This is a genomic window from Pseudomonas sp. EA_65y_Pfl2_P74, assembly GCF_963970575.1.
GTDB lineage: Bacteria > Pseudomonadota > Gammaproteobacteria > Pseudomonadales > Pseudomonadaceae > Aquipseudomonas > Aquipseudomonas baetica_A.
In genome coordinates this window covers 187,612-211,896 of sequence record NZ_CAXAOQ010000002.1, presented here as the reverse complement: position 1 = coordinate 211,896, position 24,285 = coordinate 187,612, and the positions used below count along the sequence as shown (strand labels likewise).

28 protein-coding genes are annotated in these 24,285 nt (G+C 59.1%); 12 read left to right on the top strand and 16 right to left on the bottom strand.

What is annotated here, in order from left to right:
• Nucleotides 1-88: 88 nt before the first annotated feature.
• The 3 genes from AACY18_RS02470 (at nt 89) to AACY18_RS02460 (ending at nt 2,572) form a co-directional block, all read left to right on the top strand.
• A complete protein-coding gene (locus AACY18_RS02470) occupies nt 89-1,468 on the top strand; it encodes a sodium:solute symporter (RefSeq protein WP_339430778.1) in 1,380 nt (459 codons plus the stop codon).
• An 86-nt stretch (nt 1,469-1,554) separates the two neighbouring features.
• Nucleotides 1,555-2,280, top strand: a complete 726-nt coding sequence (locus AACY18_RS02465; RefSeq protein ID WP_339464106.1) for an MBL fold metallo-hydrolase — start codon at nt 1,555-1,557, stop codon at nt 2,278-2,280.
• Nucleotides 2,281-2,323: 43 nt separating this feature from the next.
• The gene (locus AACY18_RS02460; RefSeq protein WP_339430780.1) at nt 2,324-2,572 is read left to right on the top strand and encodes an acyl carrier protein; all 249 of its coding nucleotides are present in this window, start codon (nt 2,324-2,326) and stop codon (nt 2,570-2,572) included.
• Nucleotides 2,573-2,661: 89 nt separating this feature from the next.
• Here AACY18_RS02460 and AACY18_RS02455 read toward each other — a convergent pair whose 3' ends face one another.
• Both AACY18_RS02455 and ptrR read right to left on the bottom strand, forming a co-directional pair.
• Complete coding sequence (locus AACY18_RS02455) at nt 2,662-2,790, bottom strand: PA1414 family protein (protein ID WP_003184145.1); 129 nt, start codon at nt 2,788-2,790, stop codon at nt 2,662-2,664.
• 142 nt (nt 2,791-2,932) lie between these two features.
• Nucleotides 2,933-3,826 carry a putrescine utilization regulator PtrR gene (gene ptrR / locus AACY18_RS02450; protein WP_339464105.1) on the bottom strand — a complete coding sequence of 298 codons (894 nt, stop codon included), beginning with the start codon at nt 3,824-3,826 and terminating at the stop codon, nt 2,933-2,935.
• Between the two features lie 104 nt (nt 3,827-3,930).
• On the opposite strand from ptrR, the gene AACY18_RS02445 reads away from it, so the two are divergent.
• Nucleotides 3,931-5,112: an MFS transporter gene (locus AACY18_RS02445; RefSeq protein WP_339464104.1), complete on the top strand. Its 1,182-nt coding sequence runs from the start codon at nt 3,931-3,933 to the stop codon at nt 5,110-5,112.
• On the opposite strand, the gene AACY18_RS02440 is transcribed toward AACY18_RS02445, so the two are convergent.
• The 3 genes from AACY18_RS02440 to AACY18_RS02430 form a co-directional block, all read right to left on the bottom strand.
• On the bottom strand, nt 5,060-5,989 hold the full coding sequence (locus AACY18_RS02440) for a DMT family transporter (RefSeq protein WP_339464103.1): 930 nt from the start codon (nt 5,987-5,989) through the stop codon (nt 5,060-5,062). The genes AACY18_RS02445 and AACY18_RS02440 overlap by 53 nt on opposite strands.
• Before the next feature lie 249 nt (nt 5,990-6,238).
• Nucleotides 6,239-6,643 carry a DUF2177 family protein gene (locus AACY18_RS02435; RefSeq protein ID WP_339430783.1) on the bottom strand — a complete coding sequence of 135 codons (405 nt, stop codon included), beginning with the start codon at nt 6,641-6,643 and terminating at the stop codon, nt 6,239-6,241.
• Nucleotides 6,644-6,688: 45 nt separating this feature from the next.
• On the bottom strand, nt 6,689-7,525 hold the full coding sequence (locus AACY18_RS02430) for a CvfB family protein (RefSeq protein WP_221733693.1): 837 nt from the start codon (nt 7,523-7,525) through the stop codon (nt 6,689-6,691).
• Nucleotides 7,526-7,865: 340 nt separating this feature from the next.
• Here AACY18_RS02430 and AACY18_RS02425 point away from each other — a divergent pair, with 340 nt between their 5' ends.
• From AACY18_RS02425 to AACY18_RS02415, 3 genes are all read left to right on the top strand, one after another.
• Nucleotides 7,866-8,054 carry a hypothetical protein gene (locus tag AACY18_RS02425; protein ID WP_016985943.1) on the top strand — a complete coding sequence of 63 codons (189 nt, stop codon included), beginning with the start codon at nt 7,866-7,868 and terminating at the stop codon, nt 8,052-8,054.
• 209 nt (nt 8,055-8,263) lie between these two features.
• Nucleotides 8,264-8,980, top strand: coding sequence for a TorF family putative porin (locus tag AACY18_RS02420; protein WP_339430784.1), 717 nt, complete (start codon nt 8,264-8,266; stop codon nt 8,978-8,980).
• A 76-nt stretch (nt 8,981-9,056) separates the two neighbouring features.
• Nucleotides 9,057-9,926, top strand: a complete 870-nt coding sequence (locus AACY18_RS02415) for a DUF6279 family lipoprotein (protein ID WP_339464102.1) — start codon at nt 9,057-9,059, stop codon at nt 9,924-9,926.
• 52 nt (nt 9,927-9,978) lie between these two features.
• Here the strand turns inward: AACY18_RS02415 and AACY18_RS02410 are convergent, their stop codons facing one another.
• Entirely contained in the window at nt 9,979-10,371 is a 393-nt protein-coding gene (locus AACY18_RS02410) for a transcriptional regulator (RefSeq protein WP_339430786.1), read from the bottom strand.
• A 176-nt stretch (nt 10,372-10,547) separates the two neighbouring features.
• On the opposite strand from AACY18_RS02410, the gene AACY18_RS02405 reads away from it, so the two are divergent.
• The 4 genes from AACY18_RS02405 to AACY18_RS02390 all read left to right on the top strand — a co-directional run bounded on the left by AACY18_RS02405 (nt 10,548) and on the right by AACY18_RS02390 (nt 13,293).
• Entirely contained in the window at nt 10,548-11,288 is a 741-nt protein-coding gene (locus AACY18_RS02405; RefSeq protein ID WP_339430787.1) for a DUF899 domain-containing protein, read from the top strand.
• 268 nt (nt 11,289-11,556) lie between these two features.
• Nucleotides 11,557-11,832, top strand: coding sequence for a hypothetical protein (locus tag AACY18_RS02400; protein ID WP_339464101.1), 276 nt, complete (start codon nt 11,557-11,559; stop codon nt 11,830-11,832).
• 264 nt (nt 11,833-12,096) lie between these two features.
• Nucleotides 12,097-12,681 (top strand): papain-like cysteine protease family protein, encoded by a 585-nt coding sequence (locus AACY18_RS02395; RefSeq protein WP_339430789.1) that lies wholly within the window; start codon nt 12,097-12,099, stop codon nt 12,679-12,681.
• A 12-nt stretch (nt 12,682-12,693) separates the two neighbouring features.
• Entirely contained in the window at nt 12,694-13,293 is a 600-nt protein-coding gene (locus tag AACY18_RS02390; protein ID WP_339430790.1) for a hypothetical protein, read from the top strand.
• 61 nt (nt 13,294-13,354) lie between these two features.
• Here the strand turns inward: AACY18_RS02390 and AACY18_RS02385 are convergent, their stop codons facing one another.
• Entirely contained in the window at nt 13,355-14,695 is a 1,341-nt protein-coding gene (locus tag AACY18_RS02385; protein ID WP_339430791.1) for a DEAD/DEAH box helicase, read from the bottom strand.
• Between the two features lie 190 nt (nt 14,696-14,885).
• Between AACY18_RS02385 and AACY18_RS02380 the strand changes: the two genes are divergently transcribed.
• Nucleotides 14,886-16,184: a mechanosensitive ion channel family protein gene (locus AACY18_RS02380; protein ID WP_221733702.1), complete on the top strand. Its 1,299-nt coding sequence runs from the start codon at nt 14,886-14,888 to the stop codon at nt 16,182-16,184.
• 50 nt (nt 16,185-16,234) lie between these two features.
• Here AACY18_RS02380 and AACY18_RS02375 read toward each other — a convergent pair whose 3' ends face one another.
• The 9 genes from AACY18_RS02375 to AACY18_RS02335 form a co-directional block, all read right to left on the bottom strand.
• Complete coding sequence (locus AACY18_RS02375) at nt 16,235-17,101, bottom strand: carboxylate/amino acid/amine transporter (protein ID WP_339464099.1); 867 nt, start codon at nt 17,099-17,101, stop codon at nt 16,235-16,237.
• A gap of 141 nt (nt 17,102-17,242) precedes the next feature.
• Nucleotides 17,243-17,839, bottom strand: coding sequence for a nucleotidyltransferase family protein (locus tag AACY18_RS02370; protein WP_339464098.1), 597 nt, complete (start codon nt 17,837-17,839; stop codon nt 17,243-17,245).
• Nucleotides 17,836-18,816 carry an XdhC family protein gene (locus AACY18_RS02365; protein WP_339464097.1) on the bottom strand — a complete coding sequence of 327 codons (981 nt, stop codon included), beginning with the start codon at nt 18,814-18,816 and terminating at the stop codon, nt 17,836-17,838. Before AACY18_RS02365 ends, AACY18_RS02370 begins: the two co-directional genes overlap by 4 nt.
• Nucleotides 18,816-21,137: a xanthine dehydrogenase family protein molybdopterin-binding subunit gene (locus AACY18_RS02360; RefSeq protein WP_339464096.1), complete on the bottom strand. Its 2,322-nt coding sequence runs from the start codon at nt 21,135-21,137 to the stop codon at nt 18,816-18,818. The genes AACY18_RS02365 and AACY18_RS02360 overlap by 1 nt, the downstream gene beginning before the upstream one ends.
• Complete coding sequence (locus AACY18_RS02355; RefSeq protein WP_221733707.1) at nt 21,134-21,604, bottom strand: (2Fe-2S)-binding protein; 471 nt, start codon at nt 21,602-21,604, stop codon at nt 21,134-21,136. The genes AACY18_RS02360 and AACY18_RS02355 overlap by 4 nt, the downstream gene beginning before the upstream one ends.
• Nucleotides 21,605-21,851: 247 nt before the next feature.
• The gene (gene murB, locus AACY18_RS02350; RefSeq protein WP_339430797.1) at nt 21,852-22,871 is read right to left on the bottom strand and encodes a UDP-N-acetylmuramate dehydrogenase; all 1,020 of its coding nucleotides are present in this window, start codon (nt 22,869-22,871) and stop codon (nt 21,852-21,854) included.
• Nucleotides 22,868-23,332, bottom strand: coding sequence for a low molecular weight protein-tyrosine-phosphatase (locus tag AACY18_RS02345; RefSeq protein ID WP_339430798.1), 465 nt, complete (start codon nt 23,330-23,332; stop codon nt 22,868-22,870). Before AACY18_RS02345 ends, murB begins: the two co-directional genes overlap by 4 nt.
• The gene (gene kdsB / locus AACY18_RS02340; protein WP_221733710.1) at nt 23,332-24,096 is read right to left on the bottom strand and encodes a 3-deoxy-manno-octulosonate cytidylyltransferase; all 765 of its coding nucleotides are present in this window, start codon (nt 24,094-24,096) and stop codon (nt 23,332-23,334) included. The genes AACY18_RS02345 and kdsB overlap by 1 nt, the downstream gene beginning before the upstream one ends.
• The gene (locus tag AACY18_RS02335) at nt 24,093-24,278 is read right to left on the bottom strand and encodes a Trm112 family protein (protein ID WP_187677807.1); all 186 of its coding nucleotides are present in this window, start codon (nt 24,276-24,278) and stop codon (nt 24,093-24,095) included. Before AACY18_RS02335 ends, kdsB begins: the two co-directional genes overlap by 4 nt.
• Nucleotides 24,279-24,285: the final 7 nt, after the last annotated feature.

Genomic DNA, 24,285 nt, shown 5'->3' with positions numbered 1-24,285 from the left:
CACATAACCCCTGTGGGCGCGGGCCCGCTCCCACAAGGGCAAATCGATTCGAGCCTCACATAAAAAAGACAATCGGAGACACGCCATCATGGCTTTGGATTTAATCGTCGTACTCATCTACGCCGCCGCGATGCTGATTCTGGGCTATTACGGCATGCGCAAAGCCAAGACCCACGAAGACTATCTGGTCGCCGGTCGTAACCTGGGTCCGAGCCTGTACATGGGCACCATGGCCGCAACTGTACTGGGTGGCGCGTCCACCGTCGGCACCGTGCGTTTGGGTTATGTGCACGGTATTTCCGGGTTCTGGCTGTGCGCAGCACTGGGTTGCGGCATCGTTGCGCTGAACCTGTTCCTCGCCAAGCCACTGCTGAAACTGAAAGTGTTTACCGTCACCCAGGTGCTGGAAAAACGCTACAACCCGATGGCTCGTACCGCCAGCGCCACCATCATGCTGGCCTACGCCTTGATGATCGGCGTGACCTCGATCCTGGCGATCGGCACCGTGTTGCAAGTGCTGTTCGGCCTGCCGTTCTGGATGTCTGTGCTGCTGGGTGGCGGCATCGTCGTGATCTATTCGACCATCGGCGGTATGTGGTCGCTGACCCTGACCGACATCGTCCAGTTCGCCATCCAGACCGTCGGCCTGATGTTCCTGCTGCTGCCGATCTGCCTGTACCGCGTCGGTGGCTGGGATCAACTGGTGGCGCAATTGCCGGCCGCCAGCTTCAGCTTCACCAGCATCGGCTGGGACACGATCATTACCTACTTCATGATCTACTTCTTCGGCATCCTGATCGGTCAGGACATCTGGCAGCGTGTGTTCACCGCCAAAAGCGAGAAAGTCGCGAAGTACGCCGGCACTTCGGCCGGCATCTACTGCATCATCTACGGCCTGGTCTGCGCCCTGATCGGCATGGCTGCACACGTCCTGATCCCGGATCTGGACAACGTCAACAACGCCTTCGCCGCCATCGTCAAAGTCTCGCTGCCGGACGGCATCCGGGGTCTGGTGATCGCTGCTGCACTGGCCGCGATGATGTCCACCGCCAGCGCCGGCCTGCTCGCCGCATCCACCACGCTGACGGAAGACCTGCTGCCAAAACTGCGCGGCGGTAAACAATCCAGCGTGGCCGTCAGCCGCCTGTTTACCCTGTTGACCGGCGTTGCGGTGCTGGGCATCGCACTGGTGGTCAATGACGTCATCAGTGCCCTGACCCTGGCCTACAACCTTCTGGTCGGCGGCATGCTGATTCCATTGATGGGGGCGATTTTCTGGAAACGCGCGACCACCGCAGGCGCGATCAGTGCGATGACCCTGGGTTTCGCCACCTCCTTGATCTTCATGTTCAAGGACGGGATGGACGCCAACTCGCCGATCTATTACAGCCTGGGTATCAGCCTGGCAAGTTTCGTGCTGGTCAGCCTGTTCTCGCGCCGCCCTGCGATGGTGGCGAGTGCGCTATAAGCTTTGATGTAACCACTTGATGCTTTCTTCGACGGGTGTGGCGTCGGTTGCCACACCCGTTTTTTTTCGTTTTAAGGAATGTACTGATGAAGATTGTTTCTCGCGATCAGTGGTTCGAAGTGCAAACCCTGAGTGACGGCATCCGCCTGATTCACGAGCCGTACATCCGCCCGTTCTACCGCTGCAACCTGTGGCACGTTCAGGGCCGCGACAAGGATTTGTTGCTCGACAGTGGTTCAGGGCTGGTCAGCCTGCGCGAGCAACTGCCATGGCTGACCGAGCGGCCACTGGTGGCCGTGGCCAGCCATTGCCATTTCGACCACATTGCAGGCCATCACGAGTTTGCCGAGCGGCTGGTGCACCCTGCCGAGGCCGACATCCTTGCCGCGCCGGATGGTGAAAACGATTTGAGCCGAGCTTTCGTCGGCGATGACATGTTCGAAGCACACCCGGATTGTCCGCTGTGCTACGCCGAATATAGGGTCAAAGCGGCACCGGCGACCGGGTTTGTCGAAGACGGGGATGTGCTGGATCTGGGCGACCGCACGTTGCAGGTGCTGCACACGCCGGGGCATTCGCCGGGCGGGATCAGCCTGTTTGAAGCGGCGACACAAACACTGTTCAGTGGCGACATCATCTACGACGGGCCGCTGATCGAAGACGCCTACCATTCGAATCTGGACGATTACGCCGCCAGTCTGCGACGTTTGCAGGCGTTACCGATCCGTACCGTGCATGGTGGACACTTCGGCAGTTTTTCCGGTGAGCATTTGCGCTTGATGATTGACGAATGGTTGCGCCGACATCAGTGAGGCCTGCTGTAATCAAGCAAAACAATGACTAGAACTGTTTGCCATGAGAAGAGCTGCCGTGCGTGCCGCTGTGCATCGGTTCATTCGCCGACTGCTGGAAAACCGCGAATTCGATGACCACACCCGTCTGGTGCAATTGGGACTGGAGAAAGCGGATATCGAGGATCTGATTTTTCATCTGGAGGATGAATTCGGACTGACGGCATTCACCGCCGAAGAAGATCAACTGCTCAAGACTGCGAAGACCGCGAATGACTTGAGCCGGTTTTTACTGATGATTGCGCGGCACTGAATGCAAAAGATCGCAGCCTTCGGCAGGTCCCACACCGCTCTGTGTGGGACCTGCCGAAGGCTGCGATCTCTCGATCAATTAATGAGGCATTACCGCCGACGCGGCTGACGCCGACGCTGTTCGTCGTCTGTGCGAATCGGTACCGGTTGCAGAGGCGGTTCGATCAAGCCGAGGGCAACACCCAAATCGTGCAGCCAATTCTGAATTTTCTCTTTCATCGTAATGCCCCCTTCAGGGTGGTGCCGAGCGACCGGAATTCTGAGGCCGCCTCGCACTGATAATAGTCCGAAGTCCTGCGCAATGCTCGGCCTAATCCGCAATGATCTGTTACTGAATAGAACAGAATCCGTTGCCATCGGTTCAAGCCGTTTCACGGGTTTCAACCAGAGCCGCAGGATAGACGGCCTGCTGCACTTCAATCCACGCATTGAGGTTGGCGCCCAGCATGCCCTTGCGCCACATGAGCCACGTTGTCGCACGCTCGAACGGTTCGGCCAGCGGATGCACCGCGACGCTCTCGCGCCCCGGCAAACTGGCCAACATCGACTCCGACATCAGCGCCACACCGCTGCCGGCAATCACGCAGGCGAGCATGCCCTGATAGGACTCGATCTCCATCGCCCGTCCCATCGCCGCATGCGAGTGAGAGAACCATGCCTCCAGACGCATGCGATAGGAGCAGCCCTGGCGAAAGGTGAACACCGAGCGCCCTTCTACATCCCGCGCACTGTAAACCGGCGGATGATCAGCTTCGGTAATCAGCACCAGCCGCTCCTCGCACAGCGGCACGCCGTCGAGCCCGGCCAGTTCGAGCGGGCCGTCCACCAGCGCGGCATCCAGACGTCCGGTAAGCAGGCCTTCGAGCAGTTCACCGCTCGGCGCCGACTGCACTTGCAGGTTCACCGCCGGGTATTGCTTGTGATAACGCGCCAGCAACGCCGGCAGATGGATCGCCGCCGTGCTGTACATGGTGCCGAGCACAAAGTCCCCGGCCGGTTGTCCGCCCATCACCGCCGCACGGGCCTGATCCCTTAGGGCAAAGAGTTTGCCGGTGTAGTCCAGCAGGACTTTTCCCGCAGGCGACAGTTGCAAACGCTGACGCTCACGAACGAACAATTCGACACCCATTTGCTCCTCGAGCTGTTTAAGCCGAGTCGACAGGTTCGATGGCACGCGATGCAGCCGTTCGGCCGCGCGAGTGATCGAACCTTCCTCGGCAACCGCCTGAAAGATCCGCAGTTGGCTGAACTCCACAACCTTTCTCCAGAACAGAACAAGTTAATCACTATTATTCAATTTTAAAGAAAGTCAATCAGTCCTAGCCTGACGGTCGTTACTCTTTCAATGGAATCCAGACCATGTCGCCGCTGATTCGCTTATCCGCTTGTTTCGTTGCCCTGATGCTGGCCATGGGCATCGGGCGTTTCGCCCTCACTCCACAAATGCCGCACCTGCTCAGCGAGGGACAGATCGACCTGACTGCCGCCGGTCTGATTGCGGCGGCCAACTACCTCGGATACTTGCTCGGTGCCGTAGACGCGATGTTTGCCCACCGTCCGCAACAGGTTCAGCGCCGACTGCACGGTGGTCTGTGGTTGTGCGTGCTGCTGACACTGGCCTCGTTCTGGGCTGACGGCTTCTGGTCGCATCTGGTTTTGCGCTTTGGCACCGGCGTGGCGAGTGCCTGGGTCTTGGTGATGATCACCTCGCTGAGTCAGCCGCTGGCGGCGGCGGCCGGTCGTCCACGGCTTGGGGCCTTGGTATTTGCCGGACCGGGGCTGGGGATTTTTCTGACAGGGTTGCTGGCGCTGGTCTCACATCTGCTGAACCAGACGTCCGCGACGTTGTGGCTGATTTATGCCGCAGCCGCGTTGGTAATGATGTTGGGGGTGTGGCGCCTGCTGCCGCAACCAACCACCGCCAAGACCATTGCGGCAACCTCCGTCAGTCCGTCGAGTCGTGGCATTGGTCGGTTGGCGGTGATTTACGCACTCTACGGCCTCGGCTACATCATCCCGGCCACGTTCCTGTCGCAGATGGCCACCGCGCAGTTTCACGGGCAATGGCAGGCAGATTTGCTCTGGCCGTGCTTCGGCCTGGGCGCGGCCATCGGGGTGCTGCTGGTGAGTCTGCGCCGTCACGATCCTCGGACCACGCGTCACTGGTTGATGGCTACGTTGTGGCTGCAAGCGGCCGGTGTTTTTGCCTGCCTGTCGGGCAGCGGTTGGGGCCTGGCACTGGCCGTCATCCTGTGCGGCACGCCGTTCCTGGCCTGCATGCAGCTAGTCATGCAACGCTCGCGGGAACTGGCGCCCCACACCATCCAGCGCAACGCTGGCATGCTCACCGCTTGCTTCGCCGTCGGCCAACTCAGCGGCCCGTTATTGGCCGCGTTGAGCAGCCATTTCAGCGGTGGCTTGCAGCCGGCGCTGGTCATCGCCGGATGCGGTTTGTTGATTGCCGGCGGACTGGCGATGCAATCGACTACTACTGGCCGAGCGCTTTGCGCAAACGCCGACGCAACCACGGCTCAGCGCTGACGAAAGTGATGCCGAGCAACACCAGTACCGCGCCGATGACGAAGTTCAGGCTCAGTCGCTCGCCGAGCAGCAACACACCGAAGGTGACCCCGAACAGCGGCGTCATGAATGAGAACACCGCCAGATTCGCCGCCAGATAACGGCGCAACAGCCAGAACCACACCAGATAACTGAAGAACGACACCACCAGCCCCTGGAACAGCACACTGGCCACCGCCACGGAGGTCAGGCTGACATGGGTGATCTGGCCGCTGAACAACGCGATCAACAACAGGCCGATGAAGCCGACGATCAACTGATAGAACAGGGTCAGTGTCACCGGAGCATCCGACAGGCGTGAGGCGCGCACCACCACGGTGGTCGCGCCCCAACAGGCGCCGGCCAACACACCGAAGGCATCGCCCAGCAACATGCGACGGTCGATGTTATCCCACGACACACCGCCGGCGAAGGCCAGCGCAATGCCGATGAATGCCAACACAATCCCCAGCCACTGCAAGGGCCGCAGACGCTCACTGGCCAACAGAAAATGCACGCCCAGCGCGGTGAAGATCGGCGCGGTGTAGAGGAACACCGACATGTGCGCAGCGGTGGTCAGTTGCAAACCTTCGCTGATAAAGAAGAACTCCAGGCCGAACAGTGCACCGGCCAGCAAACCGCCGCGCCAGGTGCTGCCGACCTGATCCCAGCCACCCTTCCAGCAGATGAGCAAGCCTACCAGCAACGCGGAAATCCCTGACCGCCCGGCTGCCTGCATCACCGGCGCGATATCCGGTGCGGCCCACTTGATCATCACTTGCTGCACGCCCCAGATCAGACACAGGCCGATCATCACCTGCAAGGCAAAACGGTCGGCATTGCGCCGCTCGGCACTCACCGCAACACCTCGAACACACACAACATGGCAGCCATCCAATGGTCAAAAACAGTGCCGAGGATTATCAGTCAGCCAGACAGAAAAAACCGTCCGGAAAAGACATTTAATTCTTCCATTGCGTCAGCAGTGAATGGCTGGTGAAGACAGTGCCTCCCACAGATGTTTGTGTCGAACGCAGGACTCGTGAACGACATCAATCACGGTGGGAGCCGGGCTTGCCCGCGAAGAGGCCCGTTCAGACAATAAAGATCAATGATGCGAAGCGCATAACCTGCGAGCCACCGAAAACCCGACAGTACACGCCACAGCGGTGGCAAACGCCCCCCACATCCAATCCATCAACGTCACCTGCACCGACCATCCGCGCAATGTCGCCCAATTGGTCAGGTCATACGTGCCATACGCCACCAGCCCCAACAACGCGCCCATCTTCGCTGCCCGCTGCCAACTCGATGCCGGCAACACCACAAACACCACACACCCGAAAACGTACAGCCAATAAAAAACCGCTGCCGGAACCAGCAGCGGTTTTTCGAGCATCAGTGAACCGAGCAGTTCACGATAGGTCGGCGCCATCAACAGGCCGAGCCAGATGCCGTCGAGCAACAGAAACGTCACCAGCGTGGCGACATAGGCAATCAGCGCTTTTTTCATTCAACCGACCTCAAGTAAGCCCATGAAACATGGGCCACGCAAGGCTCAGGTTAGTTCAATGCGATCGGCATGAATGACGATCTTGCCTTCCTTGTACAGCGAACCGATAGCCTTCTTGAAGTTGCCTTTGCTGACGCCAAACAGGCTAGTGATCAACACCGGATCACTCTTGTCGCTGACCGGCAGTGTGCCGGCGTTCTCGCGCAACTTGGCGAGGATTTTCGAGTTCAGGCTGCTGGCCGCTTCCTGGCCAACCGGTTGCAGGCTCAGGCTGATCTTGCCGTCGGCGCGCACTTCCTTGATGAAGCCTTTCTCGATCATGCCGGCGCGCATGAACTTGAAGATTTCGTTCTTGTGGATCAACCCCCAGTGCTTGTTGTTGATGATCGCCTTGAAGCCCATATCGGTGGCTTCGGCGACCAGCAGATCAACTTCCTGGCCCTGGCTGTAGTTGGCAGGGGTCTTGTCGAGATAGCGATCCAGCCGCGCGGTGGCGGTGATACGACGGGTGTGTTTGTCGAGGTAGACGTGCACCACGCAATATTCGCCGGCCGTCATCTGACGCTTTTCTTCGGAATACGGCAGCAACAGATCCTTCGGCAGCCCCCAATCGAGGAACACACCGATGCTGTTGACTTCAACAACTTTCAGACTGGCAAATTCACCCACCTGAACTTTTGGTTTTTCTGTGGTAGCGAGAAGTTTGTCTTCGCTGTCCAGATAAACAAAAACGTTGAGCCAGTCTTCATCTTCGCTGGGAATATCTTTCGGGATATAACGATTAGGCAAAAGAATTTCGCCGTCAGCACCGCCGTCCAGATATAAACCGAAGTTAGTGTGTTTAACCACTTGCAAACTGTTGTAACGCCCGACTAAAGCCATTTCCAGAACCCTCATTGCGTGGGCGGCATTCTACCCGTTTTGCCGTGAACGATGGCCGGCAGATTCCCAGGTTTCAGTAAAATCTGCGCAAAGCCTTGATTTTCCTTGGGCTCGGCTGCGCGGGTTGCCGCTCGTCAGGCCGGTTTGGCGCATTACGGCAGCTCGTCACAGCCCGGTGGAATATAAGTGATGTTATTTAAAACAGCAGGTTAGCCGATTATTTCGAGTATTGAATCGAGCGTAATGCCGTCACGGGGCGGGTTATTCCGGGGGATATTTAACAAGCTATTGTCAAGTTATTCCTGTACGATGCCTGGCCGAGTTACTTTTCTACAGGTTAATGGCCGCCATGCGTGTAAAAGCATCCACCAGCAAAGCAAAGCCAGCTCCAGCCGTTGAAACCAGCGAATCGATCAACGATCAGATCGCCGCGTTCCTCAAGTCTGGCGGCGAGATTCAGCAAATTGCCAAAGGCGTCAGCGGCCAGACGTTCGGCCCGTCCAAGCAGATCAGCCTGGGCAAGAAGTAACACCCGGTTTTACCCCCGTCCAGAGGCGCTTTGAGCTTCGAAGCGTCTGGACTGGCACCACGCAATACTCCCCCCGTTTAAAACAAACAAATACTCATGAATCGACGAACGGACATCAATGCCGATCATTCGCCGGTATCCTTGCACGCGTCTGGATCAAGCGTTTCAGCAGGCCCGCCGCCCTGCGCTCGCTGTTCATGGAGTGACGCATGCGCAAATCATCCTGTTTATTGCTCTCAAGCCTGATGGCTTGCACAGCTGTGCATGCGCAGGTTTTCCAGCGTGAACTTGGCGACTTCGACCTGAAACTCGACACCACACCCAGCCGCAGCATGGCCCAGGGCCTGGTCAAACCGGCGGTCGCTGGCTCGTTTCATGGCGGGCTCGACCTCAGCCACGACAGTGGCCTGTATTTCGGCCAGTACGCGCCGAGCATGGGCATCACGCCGGGCAAGAACCTCGAAATCGATTCCTATGTCGGTTTTAAACAACCTTTCGATCAAACCCTCGGCTATGAAATCGGGATGATCCACTACAGCTATCCCGAGGTAGACACACTCGACAGCCAGGAACTGTTCGGTGGCCTGACCCTGCTCGGCAGCCGTTTCGGCATCGCCCTGAGCCACGACCCGGACAAACAGAACAACACGTTGTTTGCCGATCTTGGCGGCAACCAACCGTTCGGCATCGGCGTCAGCATGAAATACACCACCCACCAGTTGAACACGCCCGTGGCCGTTGACGGCGGTTATGTCAGCAACTTTACCGATTGGTCGGTGAAGCTGTCCCGGCCGTTAATGGGCGTCGATCTCAACCTGATTTACAGCAACTCCAGCCTCAGCGGCAGCGATTGCTCGGCCTACTCCGGACACAACAGCCAGTGTGACGGCCTCGTCACATTCAAGGCCGAGCACGCATTCTATTGATCGGCTGAACTGCCGGGTTCATTGTGCGTTCACATAAGAATCAGACCCCAAGGCTGGCTATCGCAAGGATTCGCCCATGTCTCGCTGGTTCAAACATATCGCTACCCTCTTGATCTTCACCCTTGCCCTCGGCGCCTGCAGCCGCGTCGGCCTGGCTTATCGCTACCTCGACGTGATCATCCCGTGGACGCTCAGCGACTACCTGGACATGAACGGCGAGCAGAAAGGCTGGTTCAACGAACGCCTCAAAGAACACCTGAGCTGGCACTGCAGCACGCAATTGCCAGAGTATCTGGACTGGCTCGACCGCCTGCAAACGATGGTTGAAAACAATCAGGTGACCGACACCGCGCTGCAGACACGCACGGAAGAAGCCAAGCAGGCGATTGCTCAAACCGCACGGGAAATCACTCCGTCAGCCATCGAGTTGCTGCAAGGCTTGGATGACAAACAGGTCGCGGAAATGAACGACGCATTTGCCAAGGATTTGCGTAAACGCCAGCGGGAATATTTGAACCCGCCGCTTGCCCAGCAGATCGCCGAACGCGGCGCACGCATGGTCAAACGCCTCAACGACTGGCTCGGGCCATTGAGCGTCAATCAAGAACAGCGGGTAATGGTGTGGTCGACCGCGCTGGGCGACCAGAACACCCAATGGATCGCCAACCGCGCTCACTGGCAGCAGCAGTTCAGTAACGCCGTTGCCCAGCGTAAAAGTGCCGAATTCCCACAGCGAATCGAGACACTTCTGGTCAACCGCGAGCGTTTATGGACAACGGATTACCAGAAGGCCTATGCGAACACCGAAGCGCAAGCGCGCTCGCTGGCGGTGGATCTGATGGCCGAGAGCACACCGCAGCAGCGTCAGCGGTTGCTCAAGAAAATCGAAGGGGTGCGTAAAGACTTCAATGACCTCAAATGCCTCAAGGCCGCACAAAAACCTTGAATCAGACCACAAACCAATGTGGGAGCGAGCAAGCCCGCTCCCACAAAGGCTATCAGGCAATCTGCGCCTTGGAAGCCACCTCATCAAACGTCGCTTCATCCAGCGCATCTCCCTGCTCGTCCAGCACCTGCCGCGGATGATCATTTCCGGGAATGCTGCTGTCGATCAGGCTCAGCAGGCTTGATCCGCGTGGCGTCAGAATGAAATTGCTGCCGGTACTGCCCATATGATCCGGGCGCGGTTCGATAAATCCACGATCAAGCAACAAGCCTTCATATTCGCAGGCCACCGTTTTCAGGTGATCCAGATTCTCAATCGGCTCGCCTGCACTGGCTTTCTCGGCCGCATAGTCCTCGGCGTATTTTCGAGGGGCGAAACTTTCGCCAGCACTGTTCTGCACTTCATGCAGCAAGCGTTCAATCAAATCCCAGTTATAAGTCGTCATCCTGATTCAACCTCCGGTGCGCGTGATTTGGGGCGCTGTCATAGGTTGTGACCGGTGCCTGTCGCCGCCGTTCAGCCGCATTTTCCGCCGCGACCGACCGGCGGTCTGTCGAATTGATCGAGGGTTAAACGACTAGTCTGACAAAGACGGTTTCAACCCCCGCAGGAGAAATCATCATGAACGTTGAGAATCATCCGGTGGTATCGCGCGAAGAATGGCTCGCTGCGCGCAAACAACACCTGGCCGAAGAAAAAGCCTTCACCCGCGAGCGCGACCGCTTGAGCGCCAAACGCCGCGCATTGCCTTGGGTCAAAGTCGACAAGGACTACCGCTTCCACGGCCCGAACGGCGAGCTGAAACTGACTGACCTGTTTGGCAAACACAGCCAGTTGATCGTTTACCACTTCATGTTTGCCAAGGACTGGGAGGAAGGCTGTCAGGGGTGTTCGTTTCTGTCCGACCACATCGACGGCGCCAATCTGCATCTGGCGCATCACGATATTGCCGTGGTCGCGGTTTCCCACGCACCGTTCGAGCAGTTTCAGGCCTTCAAACAGCGCATGGGCTGGAGATTCGACTGGGTGTCGTCAGACGGTTGCGATTTCAACTATGACTTTGGCGTGTGTGCGCGCGCTGAAGATGTCGCTGCAGGAAAGGCTACCTACAACTACGAAAAGACTGACAGTGCCGAGGAAGAAATGCCCGGCCTGAGCGTGTTTTATCGTGATGCAAAAGGAGACATTTTCCACACCTACTCAACCTATGCCCGCGGTCTGGACATGCTGGTGGGTGCCTACAACTACCTCGACCTCACGCCCAAGGGCAGGAATGAGGACGAGATCATGGAGTGGGTGCGGCATCATGATCGGTATGAGTCGGCAATCAAGTCTCAATGCTGTCATGGGAAAGAAGGTTGAACAAAGTAGCCAAAGCGGGGGCCCATGGCCATCCGCTGTTTACTTAGAGAACGGGGCAGATTTGTTATCTGAATTGCTAATCGCTACGGCTCTGCAAGAGCGCCATTCTGATCATCGAAGATAGCAGCGATCTCAAAATAGTGACCATCCAACAGATAATTTCGACCCGATCAAGTCAATGGGTTCAGCACGTTTGTTGCGCTGAACTTTATCCCTGAAAAGCTCCTCAACCGGTTAACCCGCCTTAACCGGAACGAAGGCCTACCCCATGAAAACCCTGATCAAGCTCACCCTCGCCGCCACGCTCGCCTGCGCCCTGCCCGTCTGGGCTTGCACGCCGGAAGAAGCCACCGCCAAACGCGAACAACTGGCCAAGGAAGTTGCGAAGCTCACGCAGCAGAATCCGACCAAAGCCAAAGAAATGAACGACGAGCTACAGAAAATGGACCTGGGCACGGCCAGTGCGGATCTGCCAGACAAATGTCAGTTGATCGATCAGCGCTTGAAAGAGCTGGATTCGGCCGAGAAGAAAACCGAGGGTTAATCACCGCAGAATCAAAAGATCGCAGCCTTCGGCAGCGCCTACACCGCCCCCTGTAGTAGCTGCCGAAGGCTGCGATCTTTTGACTCTAAAAATGCACCAATGCATTTTTTACTTGCGCAAACGCATACATGGACTAAGGTTACCTCGAGCAAGGAGATCGGCACCGTTCATCGCAGATGAAAACCTTTAACCACCGATCGCTCGGCAACACCGCTACAACCACACAAGCTGGACGCTTGTTTTCACTCATGGAGGATTGAAAAAATGTTAACCAATGAAGCAACCCGATTCACCGGCGAAACGCTGCCAAGGTGCTTGAGCAGCCATCTGCTTGACCCGCAACTGGTCGAAGTCGAAGCGGCTGAACAGATCAACGCCCTCGCCACTGCAAGCCTCAACTTCAGCATGCAGAAACAAACCCAGACCAACTGGTGCTGGGCCGCCGTTTCCGCTTCGGTCGGCAACTATTACGGCACCGGGTCCTGGACCCAGTGCGGTGTGGCCAGTTCGGAACTGAATCGCAACTGCTGCAATCAGCCGGGGCCGTGCAACGTTTACGGCTATCTGGATTCCGCCCTGCGCACCACGCGCAGTTACAACGGCATGAATCAGGGTTCGCTGCAGATGTCGGCCATCCAGAACCAGATCAACATGGGCCGTCCGGTCGGCCTGCGCTGTGCCTGGTACGGCGGCGGTGCGCACTTCCTGACGATCTATGGCACCAACGGCAACTACGTGCTGGTCGCCGACTCGATCTATGGCTATTCGACCCGTGCGTTGAACGCTTTCCCCGGTTCGTATAACGGTGGCGGCAACTGGACCCACACTTACTTCACCGCCAAAAACTAGGAGGGCGACATCATGCAACTGACTTATCCAAAGGCGCCTTCCAACGGCGTTCAGACACTGCGTCCGGCGCTGCAAGCCGCACTGCAAACCCAAGGCTTCGGCGCCAATCGCCAGTTTGCCAATGCAGCACCTGCGAAAATCAGCCTCAGCGAAGCCTATCGCGGCTACTCATTGAGTCTGGATGACCTGAGCACCGGCAAAGGGCTGAAAGACGCCAAGGTGGGCGACTGGCATTACCTGGTGTTCGCCGATGGCGTGACGATTGCCGATGCGCAACTGGCCGATGTACGCGGTCACGTCGAGTTCGCCTCGTTGAACCACGGGACGCTCGCCGCCGCGACTGTCGGAGCGCTGAAACTGGCCGAACAGTCACCACAACTGCAGGGTAAAACCGTTGAGCTGCGGGTGTTGTTTGTTTCAGCGCTGCACGTTGTGGCGATCTGGCTGCACGCCGACGGTGAAGATGTGCTGATTCCAATCGATCCAACGCCCAAAGAACTGGCGGGCACCCGGTTGTACAGCGAGGCGGCGCTGCTCGCCCTGCTGAAGCCGGCCGCTGACACGGCAAAGCAACGTTTTGATGCCGACACCAGCGGGCAGCTCGGGAGCTGACAAATCCCGGCCGTAAAAAACCCGGACACTGTCCGGGTTTTTTGTGTGCGCCTGAAACGACTTACTCAGCCGCAGGCTCTGCCGGCTTGCGGCGCTTGAGCGGGGCCATGCCGTCGCTGCTCACCAGAGAGTCCGGCTTCGGACGATTGACGCTCTTGCGCTTGGTCGGCGTCTTGGCGGCGGTTTTCTTCTTGTCGCCCTTGGCGTCGGTCTTTTTCTTCTTCACGCCGACGGCTTTGCCCGAGGCCTTGACCTTTTTCGGCCCGCCGTAGGTGCCTTTGACTTCCTTGACGGTGCGGCGCTCGAAGCTTTGCTTCAGGTAGCGCTCGATGCTCGACATCAGGTTCCAGTCGCCATGGCAGATCAGCGAGATCGCCAGACCGTCGTTACCGGCACGACCGGTACGACCGATGCGGTGTACGTATTCGTCGCCGCTGCGTGGCATGTCGAAGTTGATAACCATATCCAGACCATCGACGTCCAGACCACGGGCCGCGACGTCGGTCGCTACCAGAATCTTCACCCCGCCCTGCTTCAGACGATCGATCGCCAGTTTGCGATCCTTCTGGTCTTTCTCGCCGTGCAACACGAACGCCTTGTATTCCTGAGCCACCAGACGACCATAGATGCGGTCGGCCATGGCGCGGGTGTTGGTGAAGATGATTGCTTTCTGATAGGTCTCGTTGGCCAGCAGCCAGTTCACGATCTGTTCTTTGTGCTGGTTGTGGTCAGCGGTGATGATCTGCTGACGGGTGGTCGAGTTCAGTTGGCTGACCGCGTTGAGTTGCAAGTGCTCAGGGTTGTTCAGCACCTTGGCGATCATCTCGCGCAGGCCGGAACCGCCGGTGGTGGCGGAGAACAGCATGGTCTGCTGACGGTTCGGGCATTCATCGACCAGACGCTGCACGTCTTCGGCAAAACCCATGTCGAGCATGCGGTCGGCTTCGTCGAGCACCAGCACTTCAACTTCTTTCAGATCGAGGTTGCCGGCGTTGAGTTGCTCGATCATCCGGCCTGGGGTGCCGATGAGGATGTCCGGCACCTTGCGCAGCATGGCGGCCTGCACCTTGAAGTCTTCACCGCCGGTGATCAGGCCGGACTTGATGAAGGTGAACTGCGAAAAACGCTCAACTTCTTTCAGGGTTTGCTGGGCCAGTTCACGGGTGGGCAGCAGGATCAGCGTTTTGATGCTGACGCGGACCTTGGCCGGGCCGATCAGGCGGTTGAGGATCGGCAGTACGAAAGCGGCGGTCTTGCCGCTACCGGTTTGCGCCGTCACCCGCAGGTCACGCCCCTGGAGCGCCAGCGGAATGGCCGCGGCTTGCACAGGCGTTGGCTCGACAAATTTCAGCTCGGCCACGGCTTTAAGCAGGCGTTCGTGCAGGGCGAATTGGGAAAACACGGGTGCTACCTCGAAGATATGCAAAAAAACAGCTGCATAGGTTACCGGTTTCGAGCGCTCAGGCCGAGTTTCTTTATACAAACGGTGCTAATCAGTGGTTTTTTGTTGCCTGATTTGTCTCTTACGGTAATACACAGCGTCTTAAATGCTCTAATCGCCCATCGCGTCTTACAGAAGAATCGTTTCTCTTATGGATTTCAAACAGCTCTGGCTCAACGCCCAGGACCTCTGGGGCACCCTGGAACAGCATCCACTCTTGCAGGCCGGCCTGGCTTTGGCAGTGTTGCTGGTGATCGCGCTGGTACTCGGACGAGTGGCGCGCTACCTGATCCTGCACGCCAGCCGCATGCTCGGCCGCCAGCCTTCGCTGCACTGGATCAACGATTTTCGCCACAACAAGGTGTTTCAGCGTCTGGCGCAAATGACGCCATCGCTGGTCATCCAGTTCGGCCTGCATCTGGTGCCCGAACTGAGTGACACCGCCATGACCTTTCTGGGCAACGTGGCGCTGGCGTTTACCATCCTGTTCCTGTTGCTGTCGGTCACCGCCCTGCTCAACGCCTTGCTCGACATCTATGCACGCACCGAACACGCCCGCACTCGCTCGATCAAGGGCTATGTGCAACTGGCGAAAATGGTCTTGTACGTGTTTGGCGCAATCATCATCGTCGCCACCCTGATCGACCGTTCGCCACTGTTGCTGCTCTCGGGTCTGGGCGCGATGTCGGCGGTGATTCTGTTGGTCTACAAGGACACGCTGCTGTCGTTCGTCGCCAGCGTGCAACTGACCAGCAACGACATGCTGCGGGTCGGCGACTGGATCGAGATGCCACAAGTCGGTGCCGATGGCGACGTGGTCGACATCACCCTGCACACGGTCAAGGTGCAGAACTTCGACAAGACCATCGTCTCGATCCCGACCTGGCGCCTGATGTCCGAGTCGTTCAAGAACTGGCGCGGCATGCAGCAGTCTGGCGGGCGGCGGATCAAACGCAGCCTGTTCATCGACGCCAGCGGTGTGCGTTTCATTCGCGATGATGAAGAAGAGAAGCTGAGCCAGGTACATCTGCTGACCGACTACATGGGCCGCAAGAAAGCCGAGCTCAAGGCGTGGAACCAAGCCCAGGGCAATGTCGCGGCGATGTCCGCCAATCGTCGACGCATGACCAACCTTGGAACGTTCCGCGCTTATGCGCTGGCGTATCTGAAAAGCCACGCAGAGATCCAGCCGAACATGACCTGCATGGTCCGTCAGATGCAGACCACGGCTCAAGGCATTCCCCTGGAAATCTACTGTTTCACCCGCACCACGGCGTGGGCCGATTACGAGCGGATTCAGGGAGATATTTTTGACTATCTGCTGGCGGTGTTGCCGGAGTTTGGCCTGAGCCTGTATCAGCAGCCAAGCGGCGGGGATCTGCGGACGGGGTTGCTGCCGGCGGTGTTGGGTGCAAGCCACATTCCCGAAGCCCAGAAACACTTGATGTAACACCGCGAAGCAAAAACGGTGGGAGCGGGCTTGCCCGCTCCCACAGTGGGTTATGCGCTGGCCAGTGGTTTGCGGATCCCCAACCGGCTGATCCACACCGCTGCCAGAATCACACTCGCGCCGAGGAACAATCTTCCAAGCGCCTCATGCTGATTCCAGATCAGCAGATTCAGCAGCAAGCCCAACGGTACATGCAGGTTGTTCATCACCGCCAAAGTCCCGCCGTTGACCAGGCACGCTCCCTTGTTCCACCAGTACATGCCCAACGCCGTCGAGACCAGACCGAGGAACAGCAACACCCCCCATTGCAGCGGCGCTTCCGGCAGGAAGTTGGCTTTGCCGAACATCAGGAACGCTGGCAACACCACCGCCAGCGCACCGAGATAGAAGAAGCCGAAGCGCCGGTAATGCGGCAGATCGCTGGGATGTTTTGCCACCAGATGCTTGTACAGCACCTGCCCGGCGGCGTAGGTGAAGTTGGCCAGTTGCAGCAGCAGGAAGCCCATGAAGAAGTCCGGATTGATCCGGTCGAAACGAATCACCGCCGCGCCGCCCACCGCCACCAGTGCGGCGACCAGCGCCCATGGGTTGAAGCGGCGATTCAGCGCATCTTCGATCAGCGTTACGTGCAACGGCGTGAGGATGGTGAACAGCAACACCTCCGGCACCGTCAACACCCGGAAGCTCAGGTACAGGCAGACGTAGGTCACGCCGAACTGCAATGCGCCGATCAGCAGCATGCCGCGCATGAACGCCGGCTCCACCGAACGCCAGCGGGTCAGCGGGATGAACACCAGCCCGGCCAGCACCACACGCACCAGCACCGCAAAGTAACTGTCGACATGACCGGCCAGGTATTCACCGATCAGACTGAAAGAAAACGCCTGGATCAGCGTGACAAAAAGTAGATAGCCCATGCTCGCCTCTGTTTCGAATGGCGGCGACGATAGCGGGTTTTGTCGTGAAGCGGATAAATCGCAGGCAAAAAAACCTCGAAAAAACTGCCTGGTCAGTCCCCTCGCCTTTCGGGTGAGGGCTATCAAGAACCCCCAATAAGCTCAAGCTTGAGCAAAGACCAAGGCTTGCGGCACATCGATGTCCCAAAGCACCCCGGGATCCTCCACCACCACTTCCACCACCCGTCCCTGCTTGAACAAAGGCCTGGCACCGCGCTCACCCGACAACGCCTGCAACCGCGCCCCCAACGAACGGCCGAACCCGACTGGATGCCCAAACTCGCCATCCAGCACCGGCACGCTCACCGCATCATCGGCCATCGCCGCCGCCACCTGCTCGATACTCGACGGCAAGATAAACGGCATATCCCCCAGCACGATCAGCCAGCCATCCACATCCGGACACGCCGCCACACCCGCTGCAATACTGTCGCCCATCCCGGTCGATGCAATTGACAGCACCTCGCAACCATAAGCCTGCGCCATGCGCATCGCCTGCGGCCGCGCTTCAGTCGTCACAAGGATTCGCTTGTCGAGACTGGCCGGCAGATTGACCAAGACCTGCTCGATCACCGAACGCACGGCGCCATCACGACCGGCGCAATCAGCCAGTAACTTATCCTTGTCGGCGCCCGCCACTTCGCGAAAGCGACGGCCCTCGCCCGCTGCCAGCACAATCACAGCAATGGATCGACTCATGCGCCCTCCACTGCCCTTATCTGTTTCAGCTCGACGCCGTTTTTGATCGCGACGATTTCTGCCAGCAAGGACAAAGCAATTTCCGCCGGCGAATGACTGCCGATGTGCAGCCCGATCGGACCGTGCAATCGACTGATGGCCTGTGCCGACAAGCCTAGCTGGGCCAGATTTTCCCGACGCTTCTGGCTGTTGACCCGTGACCCCAGCGCGCCGACGTAAAAAGCTCGCGAGTCGAGCGCAGTGAGCAGCGCCATATCATCCAGGCGCGGGTCGTGAGTCAGCGCGACAATCGCCGTGCGTTCGTCGGTCTGAATGCTCAACACTGCATCATCCGGCATGCCGGGGACGAAACGACCGTGATGCTCTTCCCAGCCATAGACGAACTCGGCGCGCGGATCGCAGATCAACACCTCGAAATCCAGCAACCGCGCCATGTCCGCGACGTAACGTGACAATTGCCCGGCACCGATCAACAGCAGACGCCAACGCGGGCCATAGATGGCACGCAGGGTTTTGCCGTCGAAGAGCAGCGAATCGGACTGGCTGGCTGGCGACAACACCACTTCACCGGTGTCGATATTCAGCTCGCGCGCCACAATCTCGTGGGCTTCGCAACGTGCGAGCAATTCGGCCACCCACGCCGAATCGCCGACGCGCTCTTCAGTCAGACGCAACGTGCCACCGCAAGGCAAGCCGAAGCGCGCCGCTTCTTCACGGGTAACGCCGTAAGTGATCAATTGCACGGGCGGCCCGTCGGTAGCGATGCGTCCGTCGTGCAGACGGGCGATCAAGTCATCCTCGACACACCCACCCGACACCGAGCCGATCACCACGCCATCTTCGCGCAACGCCAACATCGCGCCAGGAGCCCGGGGCGCGGTGCCCCAGGTCTGCACCACGCTGAACAGCACGACCCGCTGCCCGGCGCGGCGCCATTCGTGCACGCTGCGCAGGACGTTCAGGTCGACGCTGTCCATCACGCTTTCGCCTTCTGCCAGCCCTGCAACTGATAACGCACCGGCAGGTTCCGGATGCGTTGGCCGGTCGCCGCAAAAATCGCGTTGCACAACGCCGGCGCGATAGGCGGCACACCTGGCTCACCGACGCCGCCCAATGGCACATCACCCGGCGGCGTCACCAGATGCACCGCGACGTCCTTGGGCGCCAGCGACATGCGCGCCACTTCATACATGTGGAAGTTGTCTTGTTGAACCTTACCGTCCTTGAAGCTGATTTCACCCAGCACCGCGTTCCCCAGGCCCATGACACACGCGCCCTCGAACTGCGACCGGATGCGTTCAGGGTTGATCTGCGGCCCGCAATCCACAGCGATGTCAGCCTTGTGCACGATCAGCGTGCCGTCATCCTTGACCTCGACCTCAATCACCGCTGCCACGTAAGTCACGAAGCTGTAATGCACCGCCAATCCCAGACCACGGCCCTTGGGCAGTTTGCGCCCCCAACCGGCCGCCTTGGCAGCGGTTTCCAGCACGGTGCGCATACGCCCGGTGTCGATCGGATAACGCTCAGGGGATTCGCCGTAGTTCCACTCTTCACTCAACGTGCGCGGGTCGATCTGCCGATCCGGGCCAAGCAGCTTGATCTGGTACTTGAGCGGATCCTCACCGGCCTTGTGCGCCAGTTCGTCGACAAAGCTCTGGATCGCGAAACCATGGGGAATGTTCGACACCGAGCGATACCAGCCAACCCGCGTATGCACCGTGGCTTCGGGGTTTTCCAGACGCACATTGGGAATCGCATACGCCATGTTGGTGAAGCCCATACCCAACTCGAACGCCGCTTCATGATTCATGCCCGGCGCGAACAGCGCGGTAATGCTTGGCGCCACGGTGCGGTGCAACCAGCCGGACGGCATGCCGTCCTTGTCGACGCCAGCCTTCAGGTATTCAGCGGACACGGTGTGGAAGTACGAATTGTGAACGTCATCTTCGCGCGTCCACTGTACCCGCACGGCTTTGCCGGGGAATTGCTTGGCGAGGATTGCCGCTTCGATGACAAAGTCGGGTTTCGACTTGCGACCGAAACCGCCGCCGAGCAAGGTGACATTAACGGTCACGTTGTCGAAAGGCAGCCCTAAACGCTCGCTGATTCGCTCACGGGTAACCTGCGGTGCCTGACTCGGCGCCCAGGCTTCGCAGTGGCCGTCCTGGTAGCGGGCAATCGCGACCATTGGCTCCATCGGCGCTTGCGCCAGATGTGGCAAATAATAAGAGGCTTGAAGGGTGCTCGCGGCGCCGCTCATGGCTTTGTCGATATCGCCAGTGTTGCGCACCACTTTGCCGGGTTTCAGCGACGCGGCTTCCAGTTCCTTGCGGTAGGCAACCGAGTCGTAACTGGCGTTCGGGCCGTCATCCCACTCGATCTTCAGCGCCTCGCGCCCCTTGATCGCAGCCCACGTGTTACTGGCGACCACCGCGACTCCGCCCAACGGCTGGAACTCCGAGGGCAACGGACGACTTTCGATCTGCATCACTTTAAGCACGCCGGGGACCTTCAGCGCGGCGCTGTCATCCAGCGATTTGACCTTGCCGCCATACACCGCTGGCCGGGCAATGGTGGCGTACAACATGCCATCGAAATGCACATCGGCGCCGTACACCGCGCGCCCCTTGACGATGTCATCACCGTCGATGGCTTTGGTGCCCTCCTTCCCGATGTAGCGAAATTCGGACGGCTGCTTGAGGCGCAGACTGTCACGCGCCGGCACCGCCAACGCACTGGCCGCAGCGGCAAGTTCACCATAGCCCAGCTCACGGCCGGACGGTTTATGCAGCACTTTGTGCAACTGTGCATGACACTCGCCAACCGGCACTTTCCACTGCTCGGCCGCCGCTTGTTCCAGCATCGCCCGGGCTGCCGCGCCGCAGCGGCGCATCGGTTCATACCAGTGGCGCATGCTGCGCGAACCGTCAGTGTCCTGGTTACCGAAACGCACTTCATCGCCCGGCGCCTGCTGGACTTTGACGTGAGCCCAATCGGCCTCCAACTCGTCGGCCACCACCATGGTCAGACTGGTACGCACGCCCTGGCCCATCTCGGAACGGTTGCAGACCACGGTCACGGTGCCATCAGCGGCGATGCTGACGTAAACCTTCGGATCGTCGATCCAGCCGTTGGGCATGCCGTCGGCGCCGAACTTCTTCGGTTTGTCCTCAGCCAACGCATCCTGCCAACCCCAACTCGCTGCCAACACCAGTGCACCGGTGGCGGTGGCGCCTTTGAGAAAACCGCGACGGCTGAGATTGCTCAGGGCGAAATCATGGGGTAGACGACTCATGCCTTGGCCTCCTTCAAATGAGTGGAAGCCTGACGGATCGCGGTTTTGATTCGGTTGTAGGTGCCACAGCGGCAGATATTGCCAACCATCGCTTCTTCGATCTGTTGGTCGCTCGGGTTCGGGTTGGTTTTCAGCAATGCAGTGGCCGACATGATCTGCCCGCCCTGACAGAAACCACACTGGGCCACGGCGCTGTCGAGCCAGGCTTGCTGGACGACTTGCCCGACCGGATCAGCGTGCAGGTTGTCGATGGTCGTAACGTTCTGCCCGACGACCGAGCCGATCGGCGTGATGCAACTGCGTGCCGGCAAGCCGTCGATATGAATCGTGCACGCGCCACACAAGCCCATGCCGCAGCCGAACTTGGTGCCGTTGTAACCGGCGACGTCGCGAATGGCCCACAGCAGCGGCATGTCTTCGGTGACGTCAAGGGAATGGTCTTGACCATTGAGTTTCAGGGTAATCATGGGCACGCCCGCATATTCATGGAGGTTATGGGGTCGAGCAATCTGCTGCCGAAAAAGCAACGGAGGGTTCACGCAGATCGACTCAGGCTAATGAGGCTCTCTTGTGCCGACGGGAACGCCTGCACCGGGCCTTTGATGGAGCAAATGGCTGGTATCGTTAGCTCACTAAGTTAACCCAGCGTTAACAAAAAAGCCCTGCACTTTTTAATCGGTGCAGGGCTTGGGATGGTGTTCTGCAAGCGTAGCCTCAATAACGATTGGGCTCCATTTCAAGCTCGACATTGAAACGCTCGGCAATATCGTTCTGGATACGTTGCGCCAGATCGAGCAATTGCAGGCCTGTCGCCGTCCCGTAGTTGACCAGCACCAGCGCCTGCAATTTATGCACACCGGCATCGCCCTCACGAAAACCTTTCCAGCCTGCGCGCTCGATCAGCCAACCGGCCGCCAGCTTCATCTGCCCGTCTGGCTGCGCGTACGCCACCAGATCCGGGTGCTGCTCCTTGATCTGCGCCACCCGCGCCGCCGACACCAGCGGGTTCTTGAAGAAGCTACCGGCATTGCCGAGCACTGCCGGGTCCGGCAGTTTTTCGCTGCGTATGCTGCAAATGGCGCGGCTGACGTCGGTGGGCGTCGGCTGTTCGATGCCCTGTTCGGTCAAGCGCTGACGCACCGGGCCGTACTCCAGGTGCAGATGTGCCACGCGATCGAGTCTGAAGCGCACCCGCAGAATCAGCCAACGCCCCGGCTCCTGTTTGAACAGGCTGTCGCGGTAGGCGAAGTTGCATTCTTCCAGGGTGAAATCGCGCAGCTCGCCGCTCTGACGATCCAGCGCGGTGAGCCCGGCAAATACATCCTTGATCTCGACACCGTAGGCACCGATGTTTTGCATCGGCGCTGCACCAACGGTGCCGGGAATCAGGCTGAGGTTTTCCAGTCCGGAGAAACCCTGTGCCAAGGTGTGTTGCACAAACGCATGCCACGGTTCGCCCGCTTCGGCTTCAATCACCACACGGTTGCCGTCATCACTGATCACGCGGATACCGCGTGTGGCCATGCGCAGCACCAGCGCCGCAATGTCAGCGGTCAGCAGCAAGTTACTGCCGCCACCGATCACCAGCAACGGCACCTGGTGAGCAGCAGCATAGCTCAGCGCCTCACGCACCTCGGCGTCGCTGTGGGCTTCGGCATACAGTTGCGCCTGCACATCAACGCCAAAACTGTTGAACGGTTTCAGGGAAACCCCGGGTTGCACCTGCAAACTCATAACCGGCCCTTCACTTCGATCAACAGTTGGTCACACGCCGTCTCGATCAGATCCAGCACCTGCTCGAAGCCCTGATCGCCGTCGTAGTACGGATCTGGCACGTCATCGACCACACCGGCATAACGACGCAGGAACAGATCCAGTTCGGCCTTGCCGGTGGACGGCTGCAAGGCCTTGAGATTGCGCAGGTTGCTGTTGTCCATGGCCAGGATCAGGTCGTAACGGGCGAAATCGGCACGGCTGACCTGTTGCGCGCGTTGCGCCGACAGGTCATAGCCACGCACTTTGGCCGCGGCCTGGCTGCGCTTGTCCGGTGGGTTGCCGACGTGCCAGTCACCAGTACCGGCAGAAGCCACTTCAACCTGATCCGCCAACCCGGCCTCACGCAGTTTGCGGCGCAGCACGCCTTCGGCAGTGGGTGACCGGCAAATGTTGCCCAGGCACACAAACAGAACGCGCATCAGGCCTCCAGCAGGCGACGGACGCGCTCGAGGTCTTCGGCGGTGTCGACACCGGTCGGCGGCGCGATCAGAGCGTCAGCCACATGAATACGCACGCCATGCCACAAGGCACGCAGTTGCTCGAGGGATTCGGTGTTTTCCAGCCAGCACGGCCCCCAACTCACGAAGTCCTGCAAGAAACCAGCACGGTAGGCATAAATGCCGATGTGGCGACGGTACGGCACGCCTTCGGGCAGTTGCTCGCGGCTCTTGGCGAAGGCATCGCGGGCCCACGGCAACGTGGCACGGCTGAACGTCAGCGCCAGGCCGTTGAGGTCGCTGACAACCTTGACTACGTTCGGGTTGAACAGGGTTTCCACGTCCTCGATCGGCTCGGCCAACGTGGCCATCCGCGCTTCGGTGTGGGCTGCAAGATTGGCGGCGACCTGATCGATCACGCTCGGTGGGATCAGCGGCTCATCGCCTTGCACGTTGACCACGATCGCGTCGGGTTCAAGCCCCAGTTTCGCCGCGACCTCAGCCAGACGATCGGTGCCGGAGTTGTGATCTTCACGGGTCAAAACCACTTCGGCGCCAAACCCCTTGCACGCCTCAACGATGCGCGCATCGTCCGTTGCGACCACCACGCGGGTGGCGCTGCTTTTGCTCGCCTGCTCCCAGACGTGCTGGATCATCGGTTTGCCGGCAATCAACAGCAACGGTTTGCCCGGCAACCGAGTGGAGGCGTATCGCGACGGGATGACAACGGTGAAGGCTGTGGTCATTTATCCAGACGCTCGTCGGTGGTCAAGGTGCGGGCTTCGGTTTCGAGCATCACCGGGATGCCATCACGGATGGGATAGGCAAGACCTGCACCCTTGCTGATCAGTTCGGTTTTGTCGGCGCTGAGCTTGAGCGGGCCTTTGCAGATAGGGCACGCGAGGATGTCGAGCAATTTGGTGTCCATGAACATT

Excerpts from the sequence above, each read along its gene's own strand:
- AACY18_RS02470 (WP_339430778.1), top strand. The coding sequence starts at position 89 with ATGGCTTTGGATTTAATCGTCGTACTCATCTACGCCGCCGCGATGCTG.
- AACY18_RS02465 (WP_339464106.1), top strand. The coding sequence starts at position 1,555 with ATGAAGATTGTTTCTCGCGATCAGTGGTTCGAAGTGCAAACCCTGAGT.
- AACY18_RS02460 (WP_339430780.1), top strand. The coding sequence starts at position 2,324 with ATGAGAAGAGCTGCCGTGCGTGCCGCTGTGCATCGGTTCATTCGCCGA.
- AACY18_RS02455 (WP_003184145.1), bottom strand. The coding sequence starts at position 2,790 with ATGAAAGAGAAAATTCAGAATTGGCTGCACGATTTGGGTGTTGCCCTC.
- AACY18_RS02445 (WP_339464104.1), top strand. The coding sequence starts at position 3,931 with ATGTCGCCGCTGATTCGCTTATCCGCTTGTTTCGTTGCCCTGATGCTG.
- AACY18_RS02435 (WP_339430783.1), bottom strand. The coding sequence starts at position 6,643 with ATGAAAAAAGCGCTGATTGCCTATGTCGCCACGCTGGTGACGTTTCTG.
- AACY18_RS02430 (WP_221733693.1), bottom strand. The coding sequence starts at position 7,525 with ATGGCTTTAGTCGGGCGTTACAACAGTTTGCAAGTGGTTAAACACACT.
- AACY18_RS02425 (WP_016985943.1), top strand. The coding sequence starts at position 7,866 with ATGGCCGCCATGCGTGTAAAAGCATCCACCAGCAAAGCAAAGCCAGCT.
- AACY18_RS02420 (WP_339430784.1), top strand. The coding sequence starts at position 8,264 with ATGCGCAAATCATCCTGTTTATTGCTCTCAAGCCTGATGGCTTGCACA.
- AACY18_RS02415 (WP_339464102.1), top strand. The coding sequence starts at position 9,057 with ATGTCTCGCTGGTTCAAACATATCGCTACCCTCTTGATCTTCACCCTT.
- AACY18_RS02410 (WP_339430786.1), bottom strand. The coding sequence starts at position 10,371 with ATGACGACTTATAACTGGGATTTGATTGAACGCTTGCTGCATGAAGTG.
- AACY18_RS02405 (WP_339430787.1), top strand. The coding sequence starts at position 10,548 with ATGAACGTTGAGAATCATCCGGTGGTATCGCGCGAAGAATGGCTCGCT.
- AACY18_RS02400 (WP_339464101.1), top strand. The coding sequence starts at position 11,557 with ATGAAAACCCTGATCAAGCTCACCCTCGCCGCCACGCTCGCCTGCGCC.
- AACY18_RS02395 (WP_339430789.1), top strand. The coding sequence starts at position 12,097 with ATGTTAACCAATGAAGCAACCCGATTCACCGGCGAAACGCTGCCAAGG.
- AACY18_RS02390 (WP_339430790.1), top strand. The coding sequence starts at position 12,694 with ATGCAACTGACTTATCCAAAGGCGCCTTCCAACGGCGTTCAGACACTG.
- AACY18_RS02380 (WP_221733702.1), top strand. The coding sequence starts at position 14,886 with ATGGATTTCAAACAGCTCTGGCTCAACGCCCAGGACCTCTGGGGCACC.
- AACY18_RS02375 (WP_339464099.1), bottom strand. The coding sequence starts at position 17,101 with ATGGGCTATCTACTTTTTGTCACGCTGATCCAGGCGTTTTCTTTCAGT.
- AACY18_RS02370 (WP_339464098.1), bottom strand. The coding sequence starts at position 17,839 with ATGAGTCGATCCATTGCTGTGATTGTGCTGGCAGCGGGCGAGGGCCGT.
- AACY18_RS02365 (WP_339464097.1), bottom strand. The coding sequence starts at position 18,816 with ATGGACAGCGTCGACCTGAACGTCCTGCGCAGCGTGCACGAATGGCGC.
- AACY18_RS02360 (WP_339464096.1), bottom strand. The coding sequence starts at position 21,137 with ATGAGTCGTCTACCCCATGATTTCGCCCTGAGCAATCTCAGCCGTCGC.
- AACY18_RS02355 (WP_221733707.1), bottom strand. The coding sequence starts at position 21,604 with ATGATTACCCTGAAACTCAATGGTCAAGACCATTCCCTTGACGTCACC.
- murB (WP_339430797.1), bottom strand. The coding sequence starts at position 22,871 with ATGAGTTTGCAGGTGCAACCCGGGGTTTCCCTGAAACCGTTCAACAGT.
- AACY18_RS02345 (WP_339430798.1), bottom strand. The coding sequence starts at position 23,332 with ATGCGCGTTCTGTTTGTGTGCCTGGGCAACATTTGCCGGTCACCCACT.
- kdsB (WP_221733710.1), bottom strand. The coding sequence starts at position 24,096 with ATGACCACAGCCTTCACCGTTGTCATCCCGTCGCGATACGCCTCCACT.
- AACY18_RS02335 (WP_187677807.1), bottom strand. The coding sequence starts at position 24,278 with ATGGACACCAAATTGCTCGACATCCTCGCGTGCCCTATCTGCAAAGGC.